Source organism: Aquimarina algiphila (assembly GCF_007489275.1).
Lineage (GTDB): Bacteria > Bacteroidota > Bacteroidia > Flavobacteriales > Flavobacteriaceae > Aquimarina > Aquimarina algiphila.
The window spans coordinates 1-23369 of the sequence record NZ_VLNR01000066.1; the positions used below are offsets into that span (position 1 = coordinate 1).

At 35.2% G+C, this 23369-nt stretch carries 15 protein-coding genes and 5 tRNA genes; 1 reads left to right on the forward strand and 19 read right to left on the reverse strand.

Annotated features, from left to right (window positions below):
• Positions 1–4531: 4531 nt before the first annotated feature.
• Positions 4532–6118: a peptide chain release factor 3 gene (locus FOF46_RS23940; RefSeq protein WP_109434868.1), complete on the forward strand. Its 1587-nt coding sequence runs from the start codon at positions 4532–4534 to the stop codon at positions 6116–6118.
• A 103-nt stretch (positions 6119–6221) separates the two neighbouring features.
• Here FOF46_RS23940 and FOF46_RS23945 read toward each other — a convergent pair whose 3' ends face one another.
• The 19 genes from FOF46_RS23945 to FOF46_RS24035 all read right to left on the reverse strand — a co-directional run bounded on the left by FOF46_RS23945 (position 6222) and on the right by FOF46_RS24035 (position 23340).
• Positions 6222–6536, reverse strand: coding sequence for a DUF3467 domain-containing protein (locus tag FOF46_RS23945; RefSeq protein ID WP_109434867.1), 315 nt, complete (start codon positions 6534–6536; stop codon positions 6222–6224).
• Between the two features lie 67 nt (positions 6537–6603).
• On the reverse strand, positions 6604–10905 hold the full coding sequence (rpoC, locus tag FOF46_RS23950) for a DNA-directed RNA polymerase subunit beta' (RefSeq protein WP_143918223.1): 4302 nt from the start codon (positions 10903–10905) through the stop codon (positions 6604–6606).
• A gap of 105 nt (positions 10906–11010) precedes the next feature.
• A complete protein-coding gene (gene rpoB, locus FOF46_RS23955) occupies positions 11011–14820 on the reverse strand; it encodes a DNA-directed RNA polymerase subunit beta (protein ID WP_109434865.1) in 3810 nt (1269 codons plus the stop codon).
• A gap of 133 nt (positions 14821–14953) precedes the next feature.
• Positions 14954–15328, reverse strand: a complete 375-nt coding sequence (rplL, locus tag FOF46_RS23960) for a 50S ribosomal protein L7/L12 (protein ID WP_109434864.1) — start codon at positions 15326–15328, stop codon at positions 14954–14956.
• A 69-nt stretch (positions 15329–15397) separates the two neighbouring features.
• A complete protein-coding gene (rplJ, locus tag FOF46_RS23965; protein WP_109434863.1) occupies positions 15398–15919 on the reverse strand; it encodes a 50S ribosomal protein L10 in 522 nt (173 codons plus the stop codon).
• Between the two features lie 15 nt (positions 15920–15934).
• Positions 15935–16630 (reverse strand): 50S ribosomal protein L1, encoded by a 696-nt coding sequence (gene rplA, locus FOF46_RS23970; RefSeq protein ID WP_109434862.1) that lies wholly within the window; start codon positions 16628–16630, stop codon positions 15935–15937.
• Between the two features lie 18 nt (positions 16631–16648).
• Entirely contained in the window at positions 16649–17086 is a 438-nt protein-coding gene (rplK, locus tag FOF46_RS23975) for a 50S ribosomal protein L11 (RefSeq protein ID WP_024768886.1), read from the reverse strand.
• A 75-nt stretch (positions 17087–17161) separates the two neighbouring features.
• The gene (gene nusG / locus FOF46_RS23980; RefSeq protein WP_109434861.1) at positions 17162–17716 is read right to left on the reverse strand and encodes a transcription termination/antitermination protein NusG; all 555 of its coding nucleotides are present in this window, start codon (positions 17714–17716) and stop codon (positions 17162–17164) included.
• A 9-nt stretch (positions 17717–17725) separates the two neighbouring features.
• Positions 17726–17923, reverse strand: a complete 198-nt coding sequence (gene secE / locus FOF46_RS23985) for a preprotein translocase subunit SecE (protein WP_109434860.1) — start codon at positions 17921–17923, stop codon at positions 17726–17728.
• A gap of 125 nt (positions 17924–18048) precedes the next feature.
• Positions 18049–18121, reverse strand: a tRNA-Trp gene (locus FOF46_RS23990).
• 60 nt (positions 18122–18181) lie between these two features.
• On the reverse strand, positions 18182–19369 hold the full coding sequence (gene tuf / locus FOF46_RS23995) for an elongation factor Tu (RefSeq protein ID WP_109434859.1): 1188 nt from the start codon (positions 19367–19369) through the stop codon (positions 18182–18184).
• 58 nt (positions 19370–19427) lie between these two features.
• Positions 19428–19499, reverse strand: a tRNA-Thr gene (locus FOF46_RS24000).
• Positions 19500–19744: 245 nt separating this feature from the next.
• Positions 19745–19817: transfer RNA gene (locus FOF46_RS24005), tRNA-Gly, on the reverse strand.
• Positions 19818–19918: 101 nt separating this feature from the next.
• A tRNA-Tyr gene (locus FOF46_RS24010) sits at positions 19919–20000 on the reverse strand.
• A 127-nt stretch (positions 20001–20127) separates the two neighbouring features.
• Positions 20128–20201: transfer RNA gene (locus tag FOF46_RS24015), tRNA-Thr, on the reverse strand.
• 101 nt (positions 20202–20302) lie between these two features.
• Complete coding sequence (hpf, locus tag FOF46_RS24020) at positions 20303–20605, reverse strand: ribosome hibernation-promoting factor, HPF/YfiA family (protein ID WP_109434858.1); 303 nt, start codon at positions 20603–20605, stop codon at positions 20303–20305.
• A 70-nt stretch (positions 20606–20675) separates the two neighbouring features.
• Complete coding sequence (locus FOF46_RS24025; RefSeq protein WP_143918224.1) at positions 20676–21566, reverse strand: tyrosine-type recombinase/integrase; 891 nt, start codon at positions 21564–21566, stop codon at positions 20676–20678.
• A 121-nt stretch (positions 21567–21687) separates the two neighbouring features.
• Positions 21688–21882, reverse strand: a complete 195-nt coding sequence (gene rpsU, locus FOF46_RS24030) for a 30S ribosomal protein S21 (RefSeq protein ID WP_024768892.1) — start codon at positions 21880–21882, stop codon at positions 21688–21690.
• A gap of 78 nt (positions 21883–21960) precedes the next feature.
• Positions 21961–23340, reverse strand: a complete 1380-nt coding sequence (locus FOF46_RS24035; RefSeq protein WP_143918225.1) for an alpha-amylase — start codon at positions 23338–23340, stop codon at positions 21961–21963.
• Between the last annotated feature and the right edge of the window lie 29 nt (positions 23341–23369).

The following is a 23369-nucleotide window of genomic DNA, read 5'->3' on the forward strand; positions in this document are numbered from 1 at the left end:
CTTAAAGTAACCGTATGTACTAAGTCAGTGCCTTCCGTCTCTGATTCGCTAGTCACACTAGCAATAGTCGGTGCATTATCATTATCTTCTATCGTTCCGGTACCTGTTGTACCACCAACACTGAGGGTATAGGTCTCATCAGCCTCATCGATAGTATCTTCTTCTCCGCCATTCGTTACTGTAAAGCTTGTTACTCCGGCTGGGATAATAACGCCATCTCCCGCAACATTGAGTGTTACTCCATTACTAAAAGTAGGTGGAGTATCATAATCTGCTGTCACTGTAGCCGTAACATCTGTAATACTAAAAGGGAAGTTAGTGATACTTGAACTACCATTACTTAAAGTAACGGTATGTACTAAGTCAGTGCCTTCCGTCTCTGATTCGCTAGTCACACTGGCAATCGTTGGAACTCCATCATTATCTTCTATCGTTCCGGTACCTGTTGTACCGCCAACACTGAGGGTATAGGTCTCATCAGCCTCATCGATAGTATCTTCTTCTCCGCCATTCGTTACTGTAAAGCTCGTTACTCCGGCTGGGATAATAACGCCATCTCCGGCAACATTGAGTGTTACTCCATTACTAAAAGTAGGTGGAGTATCATAATCAGCTGTCACTGTAGCTGTAACATCAGTAATACTAAATGGGAAGTTGGTGATACTTGAACTCCCATTACTCAAGGTAACGGTATGCACTAAGTCAGTGCCTTCCGTCTCTGATTCGCTAGTCACACTAGCAATGGTTGGAACTCCATCATTATCTTCTATCGTTCCGGTACCGGTTGTACCGCCAACACTGAGGGTATAGGTCTCATCAGCCTCATCGATAGTATCTTCTTCTCCGCCATTCGTTACTGTAAAACTCGTTACTCCGGCTGGAACAATAACCCCATCTCCGGCAACATTAAGTGTTACACCATTACTAAAAGTAGGTGGGGTATCATAATCAGCTGTCACTGTAGCCGTAACATCAGTAATACTAAAAGGGAAGTTAGTCACACTTGAACTACCATTACTTAAGGTAACGGTATGTACTAAGTCAGTGCCTTCGGTCTCTGATTCGTTAGTCACACTGGCAATCGTCGGTGCATTATCATTATCTTCTATCGTTCCGGTACCTGTTGTACCCCCAACACTTAATGTATAGGTCTCATCAGCCTCATCGATAGTATCTTCTTCTCCGCCATTCGTTACTGTAAAGCTCGTTACTCCGGCTGGAACAATAACTCCATCTCCGGCAACATTGAGTGTTACACCATTACTAAAAGTAGGTGGAGTATCATAATCAGCTGTCACAGTAGCTGTAACATCTGTAATGCTAAACGGGAAGTTGGTCACACTTGAACTACCATTACTTAAAGTAACGGTATGCACTAAGTCAGTGCCTTCGGTCTCTGATTCGCTAGTCACACTGGCAATCGTTGGAACTCCATCATTATCTTCTATCGTTCCTGTACCTGTTGTACCCCCAACACTGAGGGTATACGTCTCATCAGCCTCATCGATAGTATCTTCTTCTCCGCCATTCGTTACTGTAAAGCTCGTTACTCCGGCTGGAACAATAACGCCATCTCCCGCAACATTGAGTGTTACTCCATTACTAAAAGTAGGTGGAGTATCATAATCTGCTGTCACTGTAGCCGTAACATCTGTAATACTAAAAGGGAAGTTAGTGATACTTGAACTACCATTACTTAAAGTAACGGTATGTACTAAGTCAGNTTCTTCTCCGCCATTCGTTACTGTAAAGCTCGTTACTCCGGCTGGGATAATAACGCCATCTCCCGCAACATTGAGTGTTACTCCATTACTAAAAGTAGGTGGGGTATCATAATCAGCTGTCACTGTAGCCGTAACATCAGTAATACTAAAAGGAAAAGTTAAAGCTGCTACACTCGAACTGCTTAAAGTCACCGTATGGACCAAAGCCGTTCCTTCTGTTTCACTGGCATCACTGACACTAGCAATGGTAATACAAATATTTTCTGAAGAAGAAAGGATAGCTGTATTATATGTTGTTGAATAATCCACTCCAGCCTCGGTTACAAGCCCATTCGATGAATTAACAGTAGCAGGATCTATTGCTCCAAACTGTTGTCCATCACCTCCATCGGTATTAATATCATCATAAGCTTCGTTTGCATCACTACAACCATCGCCGTCACTATCTGTGTCCAAATGGTTAGGGATATTATCTCCATCAGTATCAATGTATGTACAGTACGAAAAACTAGAAAATAAAAATGTTACATTACCATTATTTACAACATTACCATCTTGTCTTTGTTTTCTGGTAATAACATCAAAAGAAGATACAAGACCTATAATTGTTATATCCGAATAATTAAGTGTTGTATCACCAGAACCATTAGTATAAGAAGTAATCGTAGGTGATAAACTATTATTATTAAGTATGATATTTGAGTTACCTCCAGAAGTAGTTGTATAATCACCATTAGGAAAAGCAGTAGGGCTCATTAAATCACTCATATTTATAGCTTGCACATTTGGCCCTGTAGCATTAACCGTAACCCTATCCCCTTGATCTATACCTGACCATCTAAATTTAACATCTGCAATAGGTTCACTAAAAGTGAATGTATACACAACAGTTTCTCCAATACCATCATCTACTTGTTGCCCTTGTATTCTCAAAGAAGTTGCATTTTCAACTTGAAGTTGAGATAAAGCTCCTCCATTAACAAGATTTGCAACCGCAGTTACATCAACATTTACACTATTAAAATCATAAATATCATTGATAAACCCAACACCATTTTGATTTCCAGAAGGCGCTGTACCCACGTTAATAGCTGCTGAAGAACAATTAAAACTTTCATTTGTATTTAAAATACCATCATTATCTGCATCAAGATCACAACCATTAGGTACATTATCACCGTCACTATCTACTGTATCATTAAAACCTGGACAAGCATCCGAAACATCGGGTACCCCATCATTATCACTATCATTATCGGTAACTGCCTCTTCAAGGGCTAAATCATCTACAAAATTCCATGTATTTGCACAAGATCCTGAAGCAATAAACTCAAGTAAGAAAGTTCCACTTGAAGGAGCTACAAAACTAACACTTGGTCTACTCCATACATTTTCTATACTTGGAGCCGAAACCGTACCAACAACTATTCCATCCAATCTAAGTTCTAATTGGGGAGTACATGCCGTCTGAAGAGGTCTTGTTTCAATAAGATAATCAAATGAAAAAGTATATTGAGTTCCTGCAACAACAGTTACATTTTGTGATATCCCTTCGGGATTTGCCCCAAAAACTCTAAAACCAAAATAGCAACCTCCATTAGGAGATGCAGGTCTAGATGCTGTGGTTACAAACCATGCTCTTTGTGTCTCTGTAGACCTATCAGGAGTAAATATTTGCCCCCAACTATCAGGCGCTACACTATCTGTAGCATTATCTGCCGTACAGTCTACTCCAGAAACATCTAGACCAGGGTTTGTCAATAAATTCTGTGCATAGCCTTCAACTGAAAAAAATAAAAAAAGTAAAGGTATTATCTTAAAATACGAAAAAGATCTGGATATAAACTGCATAAGAAGAAACATTAATAGACAAAAAACTAGCTGATTATAAGTAAGCTACACTTTGAATAAAGTAGGTTAGTAAAATATAACACTATAGAAGGCTAAATAATAGGTTGTAGACATATAATATCTACTACAGCAGGATTTTTTATTATGCCAATATTAGGAATCTTAAGCAAGGATTTTTTAGATAAAAAAATCCGAAGAAAATTTAATAGCCGCAAGGGCAACAAATCTGAGGTAAAAGTACTTTTTTTCATATGACGATTATTTATAACATCTACGAAAACTTAATAGGGTTAGTTCTCATAAATCGTTTACAAAATATTACAAACAAAACACACGGTACACATAAGCCACACATAAGTTACTGTTAAACCGTAAGTTAATGTTTGCGAAATTAAGAAAATAAATCTTCTTATTTTAACATTCTAAAGAAAAATTTCTTAATAATATCGATGTAACACCAATTTTAATCGATTAAATGCACAATTAAAATCTCGCACAACATCTGCTCGCCAAAGTTATTTTTATAATTAAAAGGAATTATCCTTTGTTGGTTCTGTTTAATTGCTATCTGTATTTAATAAATACACACAGCATTATCACTAAGTTAATAAAGGAAGTAAAATCTATTCATATTCATTTCAGCCTTCTTAGAAACCCTTATTATTAGCAAATTACTATAAATATAAAAACTTTAACATTTATTTTTATGACAAAAAACACGATAATTGACATAACATCAATTTTCATCGACCAAAAACATAGTCTTTTGAACTATTGTATGATTTTAGCTTCTATTTTTAAACATATACTCAAAAAAGTCATATACCATGATTATCTATTTTTAGTACTATATTTGCAACCTTATTAAGCCAAGCTATACCAAATTCATTGAAAAGGGAGCATCATATATTCTATTAAGGCTATAAGATAAGATCTGAAAAAAATAATACAATTAAATGAAATTTACAGACGAAATAGGAAGAAGAAGAACTTTTGGAATTATCTCTCACCCAGATGCAGGTAAAACTACATTAACAGAAAAATTATTACTTTTTGGAGGAGCAATTCAAGAAGCTGGAGCAGTAAAGTCTAATAAAATCAAAAAAGGTGCTACAAGTGATTTTATGGAAATTGAGCGTCAACGTGGTATATCTGTAGCAACTTCTGTATTAGCTTTTGAATATAAAAACATCAAGATTAACATCCTAGATACTCCTGGACATAAGGATTTTGCTGAGGATACTTTTAGAACATTAACTGCAGTTGATAGCGTTATTGTTGTTATTGACGTAGCAAAGGGTGTTGAGGAACAAACTGAAAAACTAGTTTCTGTATGTAGGATGAGAAATATTCCTATGATTGTGTTTATTAACAAATTAGATCGTGAAGGAAAAGATGCTTTTGAATTGCTTGATGAAATTGAACAAAAATTAGGACTAACTGTAACCCCTTTAAGTTTTCCTATTGGAATGGGTTATGATTTTAAAGGTATTTATAACATTTGGGAGAAAAACATCAATCTGTTTAGCGGGGATAGTAGAAAGAATATTGAAGAGACTATAGAAATATCTGATTTGTCTTCTCAGGAGCTCAATGCGACAATTGGAGATACAGCTGCGGATACATTACGTGAAGAATTAGAACTCGTAGAAGGGATATATCCTTCTTTTGAAAAAGAAGATTATCAAAATGGAAATTTACAGCCCGTATTTTTTGGATCTGCTCTAAATAATTTTGGAGTAAGAGAGTTGTTAGATTGTTTTGTAACCATTGCACCTCCTCCAAGACCAAAAGAAAGTGATATTAGGATAGTAAAACCTGAAGAGAAGGATTTTACAGGGTTTGTTTTTAAAATTCACGCTAATATGGACCCTAAACATAGAGATCGACTGGCATTTATAAAAATTGTATCAGGCACTTTTGAAAGAAATGTACCTTATCTACATACAAGGCATAATAAAAAGCTTAAATTCTCAAGCCCAAATGCTTTTTTTGCTGAGAAAAAAGAAATTGTTGATATTTCATACCCAGGAGATATTGTGGGCTTACATGATACAGGAAATTTTAAAATTGGAGATACTCTTACTAAAGGTGAAGTATTACATTATAAGGGTATACCTAGTTTCTCTCCAGAGCATTTTCGATATATCAATAATGCTGATCCAATGAAATCTAAACAATTATCAAAAGGTATTGATCAATTAATGGATGAAGGAGTAGCTCAACTTTTTACTTTAGAAATGAATGGAAGAAAAGTTATTGGTACCGTGGGCGCTTTACAATATGAAGTGATTCAATATCGATTAGAACATGAGTATGGAGCCAAATGTACTTATGAAAATCTAAATGTTCATAAAGCTTGTTGGATTGAGCCGACGGATATAAATAATGAAGAATTTAAAGAATTTAAACGGGTAAAAAGTAAATTTTTAGCAAAGGATAAACAAGATCAATTGGTCTTTTTTGCAGATTCTTCTTTTAGTCTTCAAATGACTCAGCAAAAATATCCTTCGATACAATTTCATTTTACATCTGAATTCTAAAATTAGCTTTAAATACTTTTCAATAAAATAACAAAGACCTATAAAAAACCCTCCTAATCTGTATTAGGAGGGTTTTAAATTTTATATATAACTATAGATAATATTAAGCTTCGCCTGTAGGGCCAAAGTTCATAGGAATAGGAGCTTGCTCATAATCTTTAATCTCTCCATGAGCAGCCTCAAAACGATTTACATTATCATTAAGTGCCTTAAGTAATCTTTTGGCGTGCTGCGGAGTCAAAATAATTCTACTTTTCACTTTGCTTTTAGGCCTACCCGGCATAATATTTACAAAGTCAACCACAAATTCGGAAACCGAGTGATTTATAATAGCAAGATTACTATATATCCCATCTGCGATAGCTTCATCCAATTCAATATTCAATTGATTTTGCTTCTGATTATTTTTATCTGCCATAACTAATTTTATTTTAGCATCTTTCTATAAAAAAAGAAAGCCTGCCTAAAAAGGCAGGCTCTTCTTATTAATTATAATTAACTTCTTGTCGTTGTTCCATTCGTTCTTCAAATTCATCATTCGAACCAACAATGATACTTTCATAGTCTCTCATCCCTGTTCCTGCTGGTATTCTATGTCCAACAATTACATTTTCTTTAAGACCTTCAAGTGTATCAATTTTACCACTTACAGCAGCTTCATTTAATACTTTTGTCGTTTCCTGGAACGATGCCGCAGAAATAAATGACTTAGTCTGTAGCGATGCTCTTGTAATACCTTGCAGTATTGGAGTAGCCGTTGCAGGAGAAACATCTCTTGCTGTAACTAAGTTTTTATCATCTCTACGTAATGAAGAATTTTCATCTCTTAGATCACGAGGAGAAATAATTTGTCCTGGTTTAAGGTTCTCACTATCTCCAGCATCTTCAACTACCTTCATTCCAAATATCTCATCATTCTCTTCAATAAAATCAGCTTTATGTACTAATTGATTTTCTAAGAAGATAGTATCTCCCGGATCCTGAATTCTTACTTTACGCATCATCTGACGAACTACAACTTCAAAGTGTTTATCATTAATTTTCACACCTTGCAATCGATATACTTCCTGTACTTCATTAACCAAATACTGTTGTACAGCAGAAGGCCCTTTAATTTTAAGAATATCTTCTGGAGTAATCGATCCATCTGATAATGGCATTCCTGCACGTACATAATCATTCTCTTGTACAAGGATTTGATTCGAAAGTTTTACAAGATACTTTTTAATCTCTCCTATTCTAGATTCTACGATGATCTCTCTATTACCACGTTTGATTTTTCCAAATGAAACCACACCATCAATTTCACTAACCACAGCAGGATTAGATGGGTTACGAGCTTCGAATAGCTCTGTTACTCTTGGAAGACCTCCAGTAATATCACCTGCTTTAGCAGATTTACGAGGGATTTTCACTAAAATCTTACCTACACCAATCTTATCATTATCATCCACCATAAGGTGTGCTCCAACTGGTAGGTTATAAGAACGTAATACTTCATCTCCTTTACCTAGTACATGAAGTGTTGGTATCTTTTTCTTATCACGAGATTCAGAAATTACTTTTTCCTGGAATCCTGTTTGTTCATCTATCTCTACCTGGTAAGTAATACCTTGTTCAATATTTTCATATTTAACTCTACCTGCAAATTCAGAAATGATTACACCATTATATGGATCCCATTGACAAACAACCTGATCAGTTTTGATCGTATCACCATCTTTAATAAACAACTGAGAACCATAAGGAATTAAGTTTGTACTTAAAACAATCTTGGTTTTTGGATCGATAACTTTAATTTCTGATGTACGAGAAATTACTACATCGATCTCATTTCCATCATTATCTTCTCCTTTAACTGTCTTCAGTTCTTCAATTTCAGCTTTACCTGCAAATTTAGATTTCAGTTGATTTTCTTCTGAAATGTTACCTGCAATACCTCCTACGTGGAATGTACGTAAAGTAAGCTGTGTACCCGGTTCACCAATAGATTGAGCTGCTACAACCCCTACGGCCTCTCCTCGTTGTACTGTTTTACCAGTAGCAAGGTTACGTCCATAACATTTTACACAAATTCCTTTCTTAGCTTCACAAGTAAGTGCAGAACGAACTTCTACTGATTCTACTGGAGAATTCTCAATATTCTTGGCAACTTCATCGGTAATCTCTACACCTGCTTCTGCTAATACTTCCTGAGTTAACGGATTAATAACATCTTGTAGAGAAGTTCTACCTACAATTCTAGCTGCAAGTCCTTCTATAATCTCTTCATTTTTCTTTAATGGAGATACTTCTACACCTCTAAGCGTACCACAATCTTCTATATTAACAATAACATCTTGAGCAACATCAACCAAACGACGTGTTAAATATCCTGCATCTGCAGTTTTAAGAGCTGTATCTGCAAGACCTTTACGAGCACCGTGAGTAGAGATAAAGTATTCTAAAATAGAAAGTCCTTCTTTAAAGTTAGAAAGAATTGGATTTTCAATAATCTCTCCACCAGCAGAACTAGCTTTCTTAGGTTTTGCCATCAATCCACGCATTCCTGTTAGCTGTCGAATCTGTTCTTTAGATCCCCTTGCTCCAGAATCAAGCATCATATATACAGAGTTAAATCCTTGTTGATCTTCTCTAATACGCTTCATCGATAATTCTGTCAATTCTGCATTTGTAGACGTCCATATATCAATAACCTGATTATAACGCTCATTATTAGTGATCAGACCCATGTTATAGTTCCCTACAATATCATCTACCTTAGCATTAGCATCAGCAATCATGGTATGCTTCTCTTTAGGAATAATAATATCACCTAAACTAAATGATAAACCACCCTGGAATGCAAAGTTATATCCTAAAGTCTTGATTTCATCTAAGAATTCAGCTGTTTCAGGAACACTTGTTACCTTCAAAATACCTCCGATAATATCTCTTAGTGATTTTTTCGTTAGTACTTCATTAATATATCCTGCTTTTTCTGGAACTTTCTCATTAAATAATACACGACCTGTTGTAGTTTCTATAATTTTAGTTACTACTTCTCCTTCTTCATTGATATCTTTAGTACGAACTTTAATATTAGCATTAATATCAAGTCTCTTCTCGTTATATGCAATAGTAACTTCTTCTGGAGAATAGAACGTAAGATCTTCACCTTTAATTTCTAACTCAGGAGTAGACCTACGTGATTTAGTCATATAATACAGACCCAATACCATATCCTGAGAAGGAACTGTTACCGGTGACCCATTGGCAGGGTTAAGAATATTGTGTGATGCTAACATCAACAACTGTGATTCTAAAATTGCTTCTGGTCCAAGCGGTAAATGTACTGCCATTTGATCTCCATCAAAATCGGCATTAAATGCAGTACACACTAATGGGTGTAATTGTATCGCTTTACCTTCAATAAGTTTAGGTTGAAATGCCTGAATTCCTAATCGGTGAAGCGTAGGAGCACGGTTTAATAATACTGGATGTCCTTTTAAGACATTCTCCAAGATATCCCAAACCACTGGCTCTTTTCTATCTATAATTTTCTTAGCAGATTTTACTGTTTTTACAATACCACGTTCGATCAATTTTCTAATCACAAACGGTTTGTATAATTCGGCTGCCATATTCTTTGGAAGACCACATTCGAATAATTTCAATTCTGGTCCTACAACAATAACAGAACGTGCTGAATAATCCACACGTTTACCAAGTAAGTTTTGACGGAAACGTCCTTGCTTACCTTTTAACGAATCAGATAACGATTTTAACGGTCTGTTAGAATCTGTTTTAACAGCAGAAGCTTTACGCGTATTATCAAATAATGAATCTACAGATTCTTGAAGCATACGTTTTTCATTACGCAAAATAACTTCTGGAGCTTTGATTTCCATCAAACGCTTCAAACGGTTGTTACGAATTATTACTCTACGGTATAAATCATTTAAATCTGATGTCGCAAAACGACCTCCATCTAATGGTACTAAAGGACGTAATTCTGGCGGAATTACAGGTACAACTTTAAGTACCATCCATTCTGGATTGTTCTCTCTATTTTTATTAGCATCACGGAACGACTCTACAACCTGAAGACGTTTTAATGCTTCAGTTTTACGTTGTTTAGATGTTTCGTTATTAGCTTTATGTCTAAGTTCATAAGAAAGGGCATCGAGGTCGATTCTTCTTAAAATTTCGATAAGGCATTCTGCTCCCATCTTTGCAATGAACTTATTCGGATCTGTATCATCAAGATATAGATTTTCCTGTGGAAGGCTATCTAAAATATTTAAATACTCTTCTTCTGTAAGGAAATCCATTTTCTGTACAGCTTCACCCTCTTCATTTTTGGCGATACCAGGTTGAATTACTACATAACGTTCGTAGTAGATAATCATATCTAACTTCTTAGAAGGAAGACCTAGTAAATATCCTATTTTATTTGGTAAAGAACGGAAATACCAGATGTGAGCCACAGGAACAACTAAGTTAATGTGCCCTACTCTATCTCTACGAACTTTCTTTTCGGTAACTTCTACCCCACATCGATCACAAACGATACCTTTGTAACGAATTCTTTTATATTTACCACAAGCACATTCAAAGTCCTTTACAGGTCCAAAAATACGCTCACAGAACAAACCATCACGCTCAGGTTTGTGAGTACGATAATTGATAGTTTCGGGTTTTAATACCTCTCCCTTAGATGCTGCCAAAATTGACTCAGGAGATGCTAAACCTATAGAGATCTTATTAAACCTCTTTACTGTATTCTTATCATTATTTCTTGCCATAATATATGGTTGCTAAAGAATTATTGTAATTTAAAATTGAATAATACATTGATAACAAACTGTCTCCTTTGACGAGCTCAGGATGACAGTTTGGTTATTTTTATATTATTCTTCTAATCTGATATCCAGACCAAGACCTTTTAATTCATGCATTAATACATTAAACGATTCTGGTAATCCTGGTTCTGGCATAGGTTCACCCTTAACGATACTTTCGTATGTTTTAGCTCTTCCTATAACATCATCAGATTTTACAGTCAATATTTCACGCAATGTTGCAGAAGCACCATAAGCTTCCAGCGCCCAAACTTCCATTTCTCCAAAACGCTGACCACCAAACTGAGCTTTACCACCAAGTGGTTGTTGAGTAATCAATGAATATGGACCAATAGAACGTGCGTGCATTTTATCATCTACCATGTGACCCAGTTTAAGCATGTAAATCACACCTACGGTAGCTGGTTGATGGAAACGGTCTCCCGTTCCTCCATCGTATAAATATGTATGTCCAAATCTTGGAATTCCAGCTTCATCTGTAAATCCGTTGATTTGATCAAGAGATGCACCATCAAAAATTGGAGTAGCAAATTTTCTATTTAATTTTTGTCCAGCCCATCCTAATACAGTTTCATAGATCTGACCTATATTCATACGAGAAGGTACTCCCAATGGATTTAATACAATATCAACTGGTGTTCCATCTTCTAAGAATGGCATATCTTCTTCTCTTACAATACGAGCAACAATACCTTTGTTACCGTGACGGCCTGCCATTTTATCACCTACTTTTAGTTTACGTTTCTTAGCGATGTAAACTTTTGCAAGTTTAATAATTCCTGAAGGTAATTCATCTCCTACAGAGATTGTAAATTTCTCTCTTCGCAGATTACCTTGTAAATCATTTTCTTTAATCTTAAAGTTATGAATAAGATCAGCTACCATAACATTTAAGTGATCATCAGTAGTCCAAGTTCCTTTAGTAAGGTGAGCATAATCATCAACACTATTAAGCATTTTTTGGGTATACTTTTTACCTTTAGGAAGTACTTCTTCTCCAAGATCATTCATTACCCCTTGAGAAGTTTTTCCACCAACAATAGCAAATAATTTATCTACTAATTCTGTTTTTAACAACTCGAATTTAGTATCATAAGATCTCTCTAAGATATCAATATCTTCCTTATCTTGAGAACGTTTTCTCTTATCTTTAATCGCACGTGCAAATAATTTTTTATCAATTACAACACCATGTAAAGAAGGAGAAGCTTTTAAAGAAGCATCTTTAACATCTCCCGCTTTATCACCAAAGATCGCTCTTAAAAGTTTTTCTTCAGGAGTAGGATCACTTTCTCCTTTTGGAGTAATCTTTCCTATAAGAATATCACCTGGCTTAATTTCTGCACCCACACGGATCATTCCATTTTCATCAAGGTCTTTAGTTGCCTCTTCAGAAACATTTGGAATATCGTTAGTTAATTCTTCATTACCTAATTTGGTATCTCTAACCTCAAGAGAATATTCATCTATATGTATAGAAGTAAATATATCTTCTCTTACTACTTTTTCAGAAATTACAATTGCATCCTCAAAGTTATACCCTTTCCAAGGCATAAAGGCTACTTTCATATTTCTACCAAGAGCAAGTTCTCCCTTTTCTGTAGCATATCCCTGACATAATACCTCACCTCTCTTAACACGATCACCTACGCTTACAATAGGCTTAAGGTTAATATTAGTTCCTTGATTCGTTTTTCGGAATTTTATTAACTCGTAAGTTTTAGAATCTCCATCAAAACTTACCATTCTTTGTTCCTCTGTCCTATCGTACTTAATAGTAATTTTCTGTGCATCTACATATTCTACAACTCCATCACCTTCAGCATTAATTAAAACACGAGAATCTGAAGCTACCTGACGTTCTAATCCTGTACCTACGATTGGAGCGTCAACTCTTAATAATGGTACCGCCTGACGCATCATGTTAGATCCCATCAATGCACGGTTTGCATCATCATGCTCTAGGAAAGGAATCAATGAAGCAGAAATAGAAGCTATTTGATTAGGAGCAACATCTGCATAATTTACATTTGTTGGATCAATTACCGGGAAGTCACCTTCCATACGGGCAATTACTTTTTCACTAGTAATATTTCCTTCTTCGGTAGTAGGAATATTAGCTTGTGCTATTAATTTCTCCTCTTCCTCTTCTGCACTTAAATATCTATATTCTGCTATATCAACTTTACCATCAGTAACTTTTCGATATGGAGTTTCTAAGAACCCCATAGAGTTAACTTTAGCAAAAACAGCTAATGACGATATTAATCCAATATTTGGTCCTTCAGGAGTTTCAATTGGACATAGACGACCATAATGAGTATAATGTACATCACGAACCTCAAATCCAGCTCGCTCTCTTGATAAACCACCAGGCCCTAGGGCAGATAATCTACGCTTATGAGTAATCTCTGCTAATGGATTTGTTTGATCCATAAACTGAGATAATTGGTTTGTACCAAAGAACGAATTAATAACAGAAGATAATGTTTTGGCATTGATCAAATCAATTGGTGTAAATACCTCATTATCTCTAACATTCATACGTTCACGTATAGTACGAGCCATACGAGCAAGACCAACTCCAAACTGCTGTGATAATTGCTCTCCTACGGTTCTAACACGACGGTTAGACAGGTGATCAATATCATCAATCTCAGCTTTAGAATTAATTAGCTCTATTAGATATTTTATAATGGTAATAATATCTTCTTTGGTAAGCACTTGCTTATCCATTGCAATATCAAGTCCCAGTTTTTTATTCATTCTATAACGACCTACTTCACCAAGGTTGTAACGTTGGTCAGAGAAGAATAATTTATCGATAATACCTCTTGCAGTCTCCTCATCTGGCGGTTCTGCATTACGTAACTGACGGTATATATGTTCTACCGCTTCTTTTTCAGAATTGGTAGGGTCTTTTTGTAAAGTATTATGGATTATTGCATAGTCACCTTTCTGATTATCTTCTTTATGAAGTAAAATCGTCTTTGCTCCTGCATCTATAATCTCATCAAGATGGTCTTTATCAAGAATCGTATCACGATCCAAAACAATCTCATTACGTTCAATTGATACCACCTCACCAGTATCTTCATCCACAAAATCTTCATGCCAAGTGTTCAACACACGAGCAGCCAGTTTGCGACCTAATACTTTCTTTAATCCGGACTTAGAAACTTTTATTTCTTCTGCAAGGTCAAATATTTCTAAAATATCTTTATCACGTTCAAAACCAATAGCACGGAAAAGTGTTGTAACCGGTAATTTTTTCTTTCTATCGATATATGCGTACATAACGCTATTAATATCGGTAGCAAATTCTATCCAAGAACCTTTAAAAGGAATTACTCTTGCAGAATATAGTTTTGTTCCATTTGCATGGAAAGATTGTCCAAAGAATACCCCAGGAGAACGGTGTAATTGAGAAACAACAACTCGTTCTGCACCATTGATACAAAAAGTACCACTTGGTGTCATATAAGGAATTGTACCTAAATACACATCCTGAACAATAGTTTCAAAATCTTCGTGTTCTGGGTCGGTACAGAATAACTTCAGACGTGCCTTTAATGGCACACTGTATGTAAGACCTCTTTCTATACACTCCTGAAGATCATATCTTGGAGGGTCTACGAAATAATCTAAAAATTCTAATACAAATTGATTACGTGTATCTGTAATCGGGAAGTTTTCCATGAAGGTATTATATAGACCTTCGTTTCCTCTTTCTTCAGATTTGGTTTCTAATTGAAAGAAATCCTGAAAGGATTTGATCTGAATATCTAAAAAATCAGGATAATCAGGTCTATTCTTTACAGAAGAGAAATTCAATCTTTCAGTTTGCGTTGCTAACATCAATGGACGGAATTAAATTAAAATTTTAAAAAATGCGCGTATTATAATGCATAACATTTATATACGCAAAACGGTTTAGACCACAGAGAGTATTTTCTCTGGGTCTAAACCTATATGTCAATATATGGTAAGCTTACTTAAGCTCAACCTCAGCTCCAGCCTCTTCTAATTGAGCTTTAAGAGCTTCTGCTTCGTCTTTAGCTATTCCTTCCTTAACAGGTTTAGGAGCACCATCAACTAGTTCTTTAGCGTCTTTAAGACCAAGACCTGTAAGTTCTTTAACAAGTTTTACAACTGCTAATTTAGAACCACCAGCAGCAGTAAGGATTACATCAAACTCTGACTTTTCTTCTGCAGCTTCACCACCACCAGCTCCACCAGCAGCAACAGCTACTGCAGCAGCAGCAGGCTCAATACCATATTCTTCTTTTAATATATCAGCTAACTCATTAACTTCTTTTACTGTTAAGTTAACCAATTGTTCTGCGAAATCTTTTAAATCTGCCATTTTCTATCGTTTTAAATAATTTTTTTTAATTGAAATATAATTTGTTAAAAAGTGCGTACACTACTATTATTATCCTTCTTTTTCGGATAATGTTTTAAGGATACCAGCAAGTTTACCTCCACTTGACTTTAACGCAGAAACTACGTTTTTAGCAGGTGATTGTAATAGTCCAATAATATCTCCGATAACTTCTTCCTTAGACTTAATATTAACTAAAGCGTCTAAGTTTTCATCACCTACAAATACTGCTTCCTCTACAAATGCTCCTTTTAATAAAGGTTTTTCAGATTTCTTACGAAATTCTTTAATAACCTTAGCAGGTGCATTACCCGTTTCAGCAAACATTATTGAAGTATTACCTTTTAATGTACTTGGTAAATCTCCAAAATCCTTATCAGAATTCTCCATTGCCTTAGCAAGAAGTGTATTCTTAACTACTTTTAATGATACATTAGCTTTAAAACAAGCTCTACGTAAATTCGAAGTTGTACCTGCATCTAAACCTGAAATATCAGCTAAATAGATATTAGCATTTTCAGCCAACTGAGCAGTTAAGTCTTCAATTACTAGTGATTTTTCTTCTCTTGTCATAATCGTTTATCTTAATTACCCAGCAAAGTTTTTAGCATCTATCTCTACACCAGGACTCATTGTAGAAGACATATATATAGATTTAATATATACACCTTTAGCGGTCTGTGGTTTCAACTTTACTAATGTTGTTAATAATTCTTTAGCATTTCCTTCGATCTTTTCAGCATCAAAAGATGATTTACCAATTGCCGCATGAACGATACCAGTTTTATCAACCTTGAAATCGATTTTACCAGCCTTAACATCAGATACAGCTTTTGCTACATCCATAGTTACTGTTCCGGTTTTAGGGTTAGGCATTAATCCACGAGGTCCTAATACTCTTCCTAATGGTCCTAATTTACCCATAACACTTGGCATTGTGATGATTACGTCTACATCAGTCCATCCTCCTTTAATTTTTTCAAGGTATTCATCAAGACCTACAAAATCAGCACCTGCTTCTTTAGCTTCGGCTTCTTTATCTGGTGTTACTAATGCTAAAACTTTAACATCTTTTCCTGTTCCGTGAGGTAAAGTTACCACACCACGTACCATTTGATTCGCTTTACGAGGATCTACGTTCAAACGAACAGCTAGATCTACAGATGCATCAAAATTTACGTTTGTTATTTCTTTCACTAAAGCAGAAGCTTCTTCTAATGAATACGCTTTATTCTTATCGACTTTAGCGTTTGCCTCTTTTTGCTTTTTAGTTAATTTCGCCATTTTGTAAACTTTTTTGGATTAAAAAGGAGCTTGTCCTTTTACAGTTACACCCATTGAACGAGCGGTACCAGCAATCATTTTCATAGCAGACTCAACAGTAAATGCATTTAAATCTTGCATTTTGTCTTCTGCAATTGTACGAACTTGATCCCAAGTAACACTAGCCACTTTTTTACGGTTAGGCTCTCCTGAACCTTTCTTTTGTTTTGCTGCTTCCAGTATCTGGACAGCCGCTGGTGGAGTTTTGATAACAAAGTCAAAAGACTTGTCTGTATACACATTGATTACAACTGGTAATACTTTACCAGCTTTATCCTGTGTTCTACCATTGAATTGCTTACAGAATTCCATGATATTTACTCCGGCAGCACCTAAAGCAGGTCCAACTGGTGGGGATGGGTTTGCCGCTCCTCCACGCACTTGTAATTTTACTACTTTACCTATCTCTTTAGCCATTTTTCTAATTTTAAATTAGAATTGTTCTATAAGTGGAAGCAAAAGAACAATTCAGGATCTATAATGTAACAATTATTATATTTTCTCTACTTGCATATAACTTAATTCCAATGGTGTCTTTCTACCGAAAATCTTAACCATAACTTCAAGTTTACGCTTTTCTTCATTTACTTTTTCGACAGTACCATTAAACCCGTTAAAAGGACCATCGATAACTTTTACTGTTTCACCAACTGTGTAAGGAATTGCTACATTATCAGTTTTCACTGCAAGTTCATCTACCTTACCTAGCATTCTATTAATTTCTGACTTTCTAAGTGGCACAGGGTCTCCTCCTTTTACTTCACCTAAAAATCCAATAACACCATTAATAGATTTAATAATATGTGGTACTTCTCCAGAAAGGTTAGCTTCTATCATTACATAACCCGGGAAGTATACACGTTCTTTATTTATTTTTTTTCCATTACGGATTTGTACTACTTTTTCTGTAGGAACAAGAATCTGAGAAACATAATCCTCAAGTCCCATATGAGCAATTTCACGCTCAATATAGTCTTTAACTTTATTTTCCTGACCGCTTACCGCTCTTACCACGTACCATTTTTTCGTATTATCCACTTCAGCCATTTTAAAAATTTATGATTTAACTAAAGTAAAGTAATACTCTATTAGATTGCTAAATGCAGTATCGATACCCCAAATAACTAAAGAAAAAATAACCGAAAAAACTATAACAACCACGGTAAGTTTTTGTGCTTCTGCCCATGGAGTCCAAGTTACATGATTCTTTAACTCGTTATATGATTCTGTTATGTAATTTACTAGTCCAGCCATCTTATTCTATATATTTAAACGAAATCAAAAAACATTTTTCAAAATCGTTATAAAGCATAATACTTTATTAATTCTTACATCAAAAATGTTACTATATTTTAATCAAACAATTCACATTTCCTAAGCACGGGTTGAGAGACTCGAACTCCCGACACCTGGTTTTGGAGACCAGTGCTCTACCAACTGAGCTAAACCCGTATAACATAAGTCAAGGTATTCGTAGTACGAATACCTTAACTTTTTATATACAATATTGTATTAGTCTAAAATTTCAGTTACCTGACCAGCACCTACTGTTCTACCACCTTCACGGATTGCAAAACGTAGACCAACATTCATCGCAATTGTCTGAATTAGCTCAACTGTAATTGTTAAGTTATCCCCAGGCATTACCATTTCAACTCCATCAGGAAGTGCAATATTTCCTGTTACATCAGTTGTACGTACGTAGAACTGTGGACGGTAGTTATTATGGAATGGAGTGTGACGTCCACCTTCTTCTTTTTTAAGGATATAAACCTCAGCTTTGAATTTCTTATGTGGAGTTACAGAACCAGGCTTAGTGATTACCATACCACGAGAAATCTGAGTTTTCTCAATACCTCTTAATAAGATACCTGCGTTATCTCCAGCTTCTCCTCTATCAAGGATTTGACGGAACATCTCGATACCAGTAATAGTAGAAGTTAATTTCTCAGCTCCCATACCAATGATCTCTACAGGATCTCCAGTATTTGCGATTCCAGTCTCAATACGACCAGTTGCAACAGTACCACGACCAGTAATAGAGAATACATCTTCGATAGGCATTAAGAAATCTTTCTCAACATCACGCTTTGGTAATTCGATCCACTCATCTACAGCAGCCATAAGCTCCATTACAGTATCTACCCATTTTTGTTCTCCGTTAAGAGCTCCAAGTGCAGAACCAGCGATTACAGGACCATTATCTCCATCATACTCATAGAAAGAAAGAAGATCTCTAATTTCCATTTCTACTAATTCAAGAAGTTCTTCGTCATCTACCATATCCACTTTATTCATGAATACAACAATTCTAGGAATACCTACCTGACGTCCTAAAAGGATGTGCTCACGTGTTTGTGGCATAGGACCATCTGTAGCAGCAACTACTAAGATCGCACCATCCATCTGAGCAGCACCAGTAACCATATTCTTCACATAATCCGCGTGACCTGGACAGTCAACGTGAGCATAGTGACGATTTTGAGTTTGGTACTCTACGTGAGATGTGTTAATAGTAATACCTCTTTCTTTTTCTTCAGGAGCATTATCGATTTGATCGAAATCTCTTGCTTCAGAAAGACCTGCATCTGCCAATACTTTAGTAATCGCAGCAGTTAAAGTCGTTTTACCGTGATCAACGTGTCCAATAGTACCAATATTTAAGTGTGGTTTGGAACGATCAAAAGTTTCCTTTGCCATAATTATTTATTTAATCTTAGTTATATATTAGTGTTCAATTTAAAAATTCTGAACCTAGAGCCAATGACGAGATTTGAACTCGTGACCTCTTCCTTACCAAGGAAACGCTCTACCCCTGAGCTACACCGGCTTTTTAATGAGTATAATGACAAACCAGAGCACTTTCATTACCTTAAGAAAGAAATCCAATCAATCATTATATTTATGTTAAAAATCCAACCTTAACTAGCTAATAATTAAGATTTGCTCTATTTTTAAAGCAGAACAATTGAATTAAATCAAAATCTTCTACTTTACACAGGCGTTTCACCCTGTTTTCTTATACCCAAAAATAAAGTTTAAAACATTACCTATTGTAGTAAAGAAAATTCATTGAGCGGGAGACCGGGTTCGAACCGGCGACATTCAGCTTGGAAGGCTGACGCTCTACCAACTGAGCTACTCCCGCTTTTAGTTCTGAATATAAATTCAGAACCGAATTTCTATCTTTAATTTCGAAAAAAAAGCATTAAAAAATATTTTTATTCAATGCTTAATTTTAAAATTTTGTGGGGAGAGCAGGATTCGAACCTGCGAAGACATAGTCAGCAGATTTACAGTCTGCCCTCGTTGGCCGCTTGAGTATCTCCCCGATTGATAAAATCAATATTTCACGATGAACATATGAATTTTGAGTGCGCAAAATTAATCAATTATTTTACAATTCAAAATTCTATTAAAAAAGTTTAATTTTTATTACAAAAATAAAGCTTTTTTAGAGCCGATGGAGGGACTCGAACCCACGACCTGCTGATTACAAATCAGCTGCTCTAGCCAGCTGAGCTACATCGGCTTTTCACTATGTTTTAGAACATAAAAAAGTCCGCTATTTCTAACGGACTGCAAATGTATATAATTTATTTCTTTCACAAAACTATTTTTCAAAAAAAATAATCAAACATGTGCATTTAATTTTTCCTTTCTTTTTTTCAATTGTCTTTCTAACGAACTAACACACTCATCCACACCTTCTTCGAAGGATTTATTTATTTTCTTGATCATAAATTCATCTCCGGGCACACTTAATAAAATTTCTGTAATTTTATTCTCCTTACCACTTGTATTCATAACTTTCAAAAAGACATCTGCATGAATTATACGATTAAAATGAGTTTCTAACTTATCTAATTTATTCTGAGTAAAATCCACCAGCTTCTGATCTGCATTAAAATTTACGGATTGCAAGTTCACTTTCATACGTTGTTAGTTTAATTAGTTTAACAAAAAATATTAAGCCTAAAAGAATGATAAATCAAGAACTTATCTTTTACTTTTTATTCCTCGGATGAGATTCTTTATACACTTTAGCCAATTGAGCGACACTATGATGAGTATACACCTGTGTTGCGGCCAAACTAGAATGACCAAGTAATTCTTTTACAGCATTAAGGTTTGCTCCTTCATTAAGCAAGTGTGTTGCAAAGGAATGCCTCAAAATATGAGGGCTCTTTTTCACTTTTGAAGATGCCTCACTAAAATAACCATTTATGATGCGATACACAAGCGTTTCATAGATTTTAACTCCTTTTTTAGTCAATAACAAAAACGAAACTTCCTCACCTCCTAACAAAATAGACCTCATATCCAAATACTGCGTGATAGTATCACAAACTGATGACAGTAAAGGCAAATACCTTTCCTTATTACGCTTACCTAACACCTTTATTTGCTTATTACTTATATCAACATCAGAGAGTTTTAAATTTACCAACTCTATTCTTCGAATACCTGTAGCATAGAAAAGCTCTATAATTAACCTATCTCTAACACTTTCAAAATCTTTATCATCTATTAAACTATCCAGCACACTCTCTACTTCTTTTGCCGAAAAGGGTATTTGAAGTTTCTTTGCAACTTTTAAAGCCTGATGCTTAGCAAGAGGATTCTTATCTACTTGCCCTGTTTTGAGTAAAAATTTATAATAAGTTTTTAGAGATGATATTTTTCTATTTATAGTACGATTAGAAACACCGCTATTTACCAAAGTCACTATCCATGAACGAATCTGAGCATAATTAGCTCCAGACACCTCCCCTGTATCATATTCTTTTTTAAAAAAATCAAAAAAAGTCAATAAATCAGCCTTATAAGCCTTTACAGTGTGTTCAGAATATTTTTTCTCTAAAAGCAAATACTCTACAAACTCAGATATAAACATAAAAAAACCGTTAGAAGACAAAAGTATGAAACTTTTGATTTCCTAACGGTTAAAATTTATACTGAAAAACGGTATCCGGTTTCTTCGTAAAGAAACACTATAAAGACAACGTTATTTACTTTTAAATTTCTTCTTGATCTCTTAAGTGCTGAATATATTGCGCTTTTTGGATCTGAGCTCTTCTTTCTACAGAAGGCTTTGAAAACGCTTGACGTTTACGAAGCTGACGCATCGTTCCTGTTCGATCAAATTTACGCTTAAAACGTTTTAACGCTCTATCTATATTTTCTCCGTCTTTAACTGGTATAATTAACATAGTTGCACCTCCTTTCTTTAGAAATTATTAGGGTGCAAATATACTACAAAACTATTACCTGCAAAGTTTTATTTAATATTATTTTAAAGACCACACAGAATACCCTTTTGGTGGTGCCTGAATCTTAACCCATCTTCCTCCTTGTGTGGTTGGCTCCCATCCCGAATTGCCTGTATAATCCTTAATTTTCCTGTTAGACCAATTTGTCTCAACCCATCTTTCTTGCCAAGAATTAGAATTATTAATATACACTATTAGTCCATTTTTTCCTCCTCCTCCATTTCTTTTTGCTATATATTCATCAGTATCTGTCCAGAGATTTGTAGTACTTCCACCTGCAAGGTTATTATGGATCCAAATAAGATTATTCATTTTAGTCTTACTTAACCAATCTTCATAATCTCTATAAAAAATTGCCGGATATCCTTCGTGTGTAAGAATATATGCATACGCCAATATCTTATTATTAATGATTTCATCTGTATCATGATTTGCTACAAAAGTTACTGCTCTTGACGCATTTCTTTTCCACAACATATCACCGCTTAGTGCATTTAGGTTATTTCCCATAAACGCGTCTCTCATTTTATAGTAACATCCAAAATCAAATGCTGACATTTGGGCCTGATCCGTCCACCATTTCAATGTATTCACATTACCATCCCAATACTCTCCTACTGCAAATCCTCCAACAGCATCTCTAAATTGTCTTGGCACCCATGGTTCAAACCCTTTTACATAATCGAATCTCCACCCATCAAACTTCATTGTGTTTTTATAGTATTTAGCCACAGAATTTGATCTTTTCCACAACCAATCTTGCACATAAGGTTTCTTATGGCTTAAATCAGGAAAACCTCCAAAAAAACCACTATCAGAGTTATATTTATCATTTGGATGAAAATCATACTTAGTTCTATTAAACTTACCTGACAATGGCATAAACTTGGTATACGTATCTTTTCCAGCAAATTCATTAGACTCTAGATCACCACCACTATTATGATTAAGTACCATATCTGCAATTACGCTTAACCCATTATTATGAGCTTGTGTAATCAGTGACTCTAATTCTGATCTAGAACCAAAACGTGTTTCGGTACTCCCCATCTGATTATATTGACCAAAATCATAATAATCAAAAGGATCATACCCCATTGAAAATGGGCCATTCTGAGCTTTACTTACCGGCGGTAGCCAAATTGCATCTATACCCGCATTATTCCATGAAGAAACTTTCCCTTTTACGACATTCCACCAGGTACCTCCTGCAGGAACATCCCAATAAAATGCTTGCATCATCACTCCCGAACCTATTGGTTTCAGGGCTTTGGAAGAAACCTCTTCCTGTAGGTCATTAGACTCTGCTTCTAAAGGATCCAGAACCTCATCCTTACTACAACTTATAAATAAAATCGTTATAGTTAAAAATGCATAAAAAAACGTGCTGATTTTCATAATTACTTAGTGTTTGTGTTAAATTCTTA

Bases quoted from the DNA above. Each gene is read 5' to 3' on its own strand.
- rplJ (WP_109434863.1), bottom strand. From the start codon at position 15,919: ATGACAAGAGAAGAAAAATCACTAGTAATTGAAGACTTAACTGCTCAG.
- nusG (WP_109434861.1), bottom strand. From the start codon at position 17,716: ATGGCTGAAGTGGATAATACGAAAAAATGGTACGTGGTAAGAGCGGTA.
- rplA (WP_109434862.1), bottom strand. From the start codon at position 16,630: ATGGCGAAATTAACTAAAAAGCAAAAAGAGGCAAACGCTAAAGTCGAT.
- rplK (WP_024768886.1), bottom strand. From the start codon at position 17,086: ATGGCTAAAGAGATAGGTAAAGTAGTAAAATTACAAGTGCGTGGAGGA.
- rpsU (WP_024768892.1), bottom strand. From the start codon at position 21,882: ATGTTAATTATACCAGTTAAAGACGGAGAAAATATAGATAGAGCGTTA.
- secE (WP_109434860.1), bottom strand. From the start codon at position 17,923: ATGGCTGGACTAGTAAATTACATAACAGAATCATATAACGAGTTAAAG.
- FOF46_RS24025 (WP_143918224.1), bottom strand. From the start codon at position 21,566: ATGTTTATATCTGAGTTTGTAGAGTATTTGCTTTTAGAGAAAAAATAT.
- FOF46_RS23945 (WP_109434867.1), bottom strand. From the start codon at position 6,536: ATGGCAGATAAAAATAATCAGAAGCAAAATCAATTGAATATTGAATTG.
- FOF46_RS24035 (WP_143918225.1), bottom strand. From the start codon at position 23,340: ATGAAAATCAGCACGTTTTTTTATGCATTTTTAACTATAACGATTTTA.
- rplL (WP_109434864.1), bottom strand. From the start codon at position 15,328: ATGGCAGATTTAAAAGATTTCGCAGAACAATTGGTTAACTTAACAGTA.
- hpf (WP_109434858.1), bottom strand. From the start codon at position 20,605: ATGAAAGTGAACTTGCAATCCGTAAATTTTAATGCAGATCAGAAGCTG.
- FOF46_RS23940 (WP_109434868.1), top strand. From the start codon at position 4,532: ATGAAATTTACAGACGAAATAGGAAGAAGAAGAACTTTTGGAATTATC.
- tuf (WP_109434859.1), bottom strand. From the start codon at position 19,369: ATGGCAAAGGAAACTTTTGATCGTTCCAAACCACACTTAAATATTGGT.
- rpoB (WP_109434865.1), bottom strand. From the start codon at position 14,820: ATGTTAGCAACGCAAACTGAAAGATTGAATTTCTCTTCTGTAAAGAAT.
- rpoC (WP_143918223.1), bottom strand. From the start codon at position 10,905: ATGGCAAGAAATAATGATAAGAATACAGTAAAGAGGTTTAATAAGATC.